Annotated in this window: 4 protein-coding genes; all 4 read right to left on the reverse strand. The window is 57.8% G+C overall.

What is annotated here, in order from left to right; genetic code table 11:
- The coding region (locus AO692_RS17525) for a SpvB/TcaC N-terminal domain-containing protein (protein ID WP_054311349.1) at window positions 1–934 on the reverse strand (934 nt) is incomplete at its 3' end.
- A gap of 299 nt (window positions 935–1,233) precedes the next feature.
- The gene (locus AO692_RS32825) at window positions 1,234–1,491 is read right to left on the reverse strand and encodes a hypothetical protein (RefSeq protein ID WP_152979873.1); all 258 of its coding nucleotides are present in this window, start codon (window positions 1,489–1,491) and stop codon (window positions 1,234–1,236) included.
- A 92-nt stretch (window positions 1,492–1,583) separates the two neighbouring features.
- Window positions 1,584–1,943, reverse strand: coding sequence for a hypothetical protein (locus AO692_RS17530; protein WP_054311350.1), 360 nt, complete (start codon window positions 1,941–1,943; stop codon window positions 1,584–1,586).
- A 44-nt stretch (window positions 1,944–1,987) separates the two neighbouring features.
- The coding region (locus tag AO692_RS17535) for an RHS repeat-associated core domain-containing protein (protein ID WP_280138638.1) at window positions 1,988–3,298 on the reverse strand (1,311 nt) is incomplete at its 5' end.

Raw genomic sequence — 3,298 nt, forward strand, 5'->3', positions numbered from 1 at the left:
TGAAGGTCGAGACCGTTCCGTCACGGTCTGTGACTTCCCAGTATCTGCTGTATTCCGATCCGAGCAGCTTGATACGCCGATAGGATTCGTTCTCGGTGGCATGGGTGCCGCCTGCCGTGCACGAAGGCGAGGACACGCCGGGGCCGCAGGCAACCAGCGGCATGCCGTTGAGCAGGAACACATCGGAGCTGTCGAACATCGGCATGCCATAGCCGGGGCTTGCCCGCTCGATCACATCGATGCCGTCCAGCCCCCAGCCATAGCCCAGCCAGCCCTGGTAGAGCCCGCCGAGCTTGGTCTTGCGGGAGGAATCGTAGGTCAGCGACAGCTTCGGCTCGAGACCGCGGAAGGCCGGCACATCGATGTCGATCGAATAACCGAGGCTGCCATTCGAGGCCCGGTTGGGCAGGTCCACCTTGGCGGGCGCTCCGATCGCTTCCGGATCCTGGCCGACCGTGCCGCTGGCTGAGGTTGCTGCAGCCATGGCCGCAGCAGCTTCCGGAGCCGCCGCCTTCGCATCCGCCTTGGCGGCATCTCCACTTTTGTCGCTCGTGGCCTTGTCTTCGGCCGTGTTGGTCGAACCATTGCCGATCTTGGAAGCCGCGTCAGGATTGCGATCCTGGGCAGAGGCCTTGCCATCGGCCTGCCCGCCGGTTCCTGCCTTCAGCCCATCGCCACTGCCATCCTTGGCTGACGATGTTGCCGCCGATCCGCCTGACTTGCCATCTGTGGCCTTGCCGTCTGCCGCCGCTCCAAAGCCTGCACCGCCATTGCCGAAGCCACCGCTGCCTGAGATCGTGGAGGTGCCGCTCGATGCCGTCCCGGGCTGCGTCTGCGCAAAAGCCTGGCCGCCATATCCATCCGGAAGCCCGAAACTGCTCGCACCGAAAAACCCCGCGACGACAAACGCCGCGCAAAGCCACAACCGACTCATCAGCCCCTCCGTGTCCGGTTGAGCGGAAGTTAGCTAAGGCCACTCATACGCACATGACGAAGGTGTTATGCCAGTAACAAATGTGCACAGATTCTTGCTGAAGCAGAAACAGAAGCGCTACAGCGACCTATTGTTTGTGGTTCCAGGGCACGTGGGTGCTGATAGGCCCTCCAACTATTGAAGCGTTAAAAATTCTCTTTTCGCAATCAGTGCCAGACACTCCTGCATATTGTCGTCAACCGCTGCGAGCACCGGGAAGCGACGGCGGTCGGTAAGGTGTAGGAGACGACGTTCAAGCTCTAACGGACGAAGGCGCGATCCTGAACGAGCACCCGGTCTGCATGTGCCCAGCGTTCGTTGCTGCCGCCGAGCCGGCGCATCTGCAGTTTCTCCTTCCGGTAGAGGTACGCCGCAACTTCTTCTGGTTCATCACGATGCCCCTGCTGGTCCAGCATGCGTGGATCCTGAGATAACCGAACCGTCGCCGCTCTAACCGCCACAGCCTTCATCGCCTCGCGCAGCGGAACGTCGTCCGGAAGGATGTTGGTGTAGCGCACCGTCGAACGATCGATCGCCAGAGCCTAGCACGTCCGACGCTGGCTCCCCTCATACGCCTTGCGGGCATGAGCCATCGCCTTCTACCAAACCGTCAATCAAACAACGAATTCAAATCCAAATTCTGGTGGAAATTCCAGATAGCAAACTCCGGAACGTCTGCATTTCCGGAGTTGTGCATCGTAAGAATCAAATTGAGTCCATCTGATTCCGAAATAATCGTCGTAAATATTGCCCTTGTTCCATCCCCAACCTCTTTAGCAACTACGCTGATATCTAGATCACCCTTGGCAACAGCCATCCTATTTGACGAGTCCTCGAACTGCTCTCGCATCGAAGACTCGTTTATAAATGGAACGTCCGTAAGCTTCTTGAAACCCTCCCAGGAGCGACGTTTAGCCGAGCTAATTATCTCATCAATTCTAATTTTCTCTAGAGGATAAACATCAACCATATTCAATTTACCTTTTTCGTAAACCAGTTCAATCTTATTGAAACTCAAGGAGCTCGCGGGCTATTTGGTTTACTTGGTTTAGAATTTTGACCTTTCGAGGAATCTGAATCTGAGCCACTTTTTTTGTCTTTGTCTCCGGGCGTCCTTGTGGGCGTATTGGGACCGTATCCCAGCGAGTCAAAATAGGCTTTCGCTTCTTTAACTTTCTGCCTCGCTTCTGCGGGGGAAAGACCCGCTGATAGCAACGCAGAATAGGCCACTTGATACTCGGCAGCCAGAGTTCCTCGCTGTATGGTTGTTTCCCTCTGAGTGACCGTCGCAGCGTAGTGGGCTTGCGCCGACAAGGAAACTGATGGGGCCTTGTTTCTGCTGTAGCGGCTAAGGTCGCGCACTGCAGCGTCCTGAACCGTGTGATGCGCCTGCCTGTTTTGGTTGTCGAGCTTGCTTGCTGCGCTGTTTTGCGCCTGCACTTCCCGGTAGGTATCCCATGTCTTTGCGTGCGTGCTTGCACTTTCAACAGCACTCGGAGCTATTCCGAGATCTGGAGGATTACTGACTATCGCGTGGGTAATGCCCCCTTGTGCAAGCGCGAGCGCGGCCATGCCGGCCATAGCTCCACCCAGTTCAATAGCTCGTGCGCGAGGATCCCGACCAAGTGCTTCGACAATCCCAGCATGTCCATTCGGATCGCTCTTGTTGATTGGATCATTTTCGGAATACGCGTACCGATTGGTCCCGACGCCCGGCAGTGTCGGATCCCAGTCGTCGGGCGAGATGAACCGTCCGAGCGTCGGATCCATGTAGCGGGCGTTGAGATAGAGCAGACCGGTCTCCGGATCGAAGCGCTCGCCGATATAGCTCTTCTGGGTCTGGAAGCCGGAGTTCAGGCGCTCGCCATAGGCCGCATAGCCGGTACTTTCGACGACTGCGCCATCAGCATCGGTGACGAAGCGCACCGATGCCAGGTGATCGCGATGCAGGAAGAACTTCGCCCCGTTCACGATCTTGATGTCGGCATGTGGGTAGCGGGTGTATTTCTCCGCCCCAGGTGTCGCCGGATCGATCTCGACATCGGCGCTCGGATAAAGCGTGGTGCCGAAGGAAGAGCTCTTCTTCACCCGCGCACCATCAGGACCGTAGGCATAGCTTGTCGTGCCGTTGGCCTGCGTGACCGTCGTCAGCCGGTTCGCTTCGTCCCAGACCAGGGTACGGATGCCGTCCGATGAGGTGTTGCCATTAGCGTCATAGGCGAAGGACCGCGAACCGACACTCAACGGCGCATGCGGGCGCTGTGCCGTTGCTGCTGGATACACATAGCTGCCCGAGACCCGGCTGCGCGAGAGCATGTTGCCGTT

The sequence above is a fragment of the Mesorhizobium sp. 1M-11 genome, assembly GCF_001303895.1.
In the GTDB taxonomy this organism is placed as follows: Bacteria; Pseudomonadota; Alphaproteobacteria; order Rhizobiales; family Rhizobiaceae; genus Mesorhizobium.

Coding starts and splice junctions, on each gene's coding strand:
- AO692_RS17530 (WP_054311350.1), bottom strand. CDS start 1,943: ATGGTTGATGTTTATCCTCTAGAGAAAATTAGAATTGATGAGATAATT.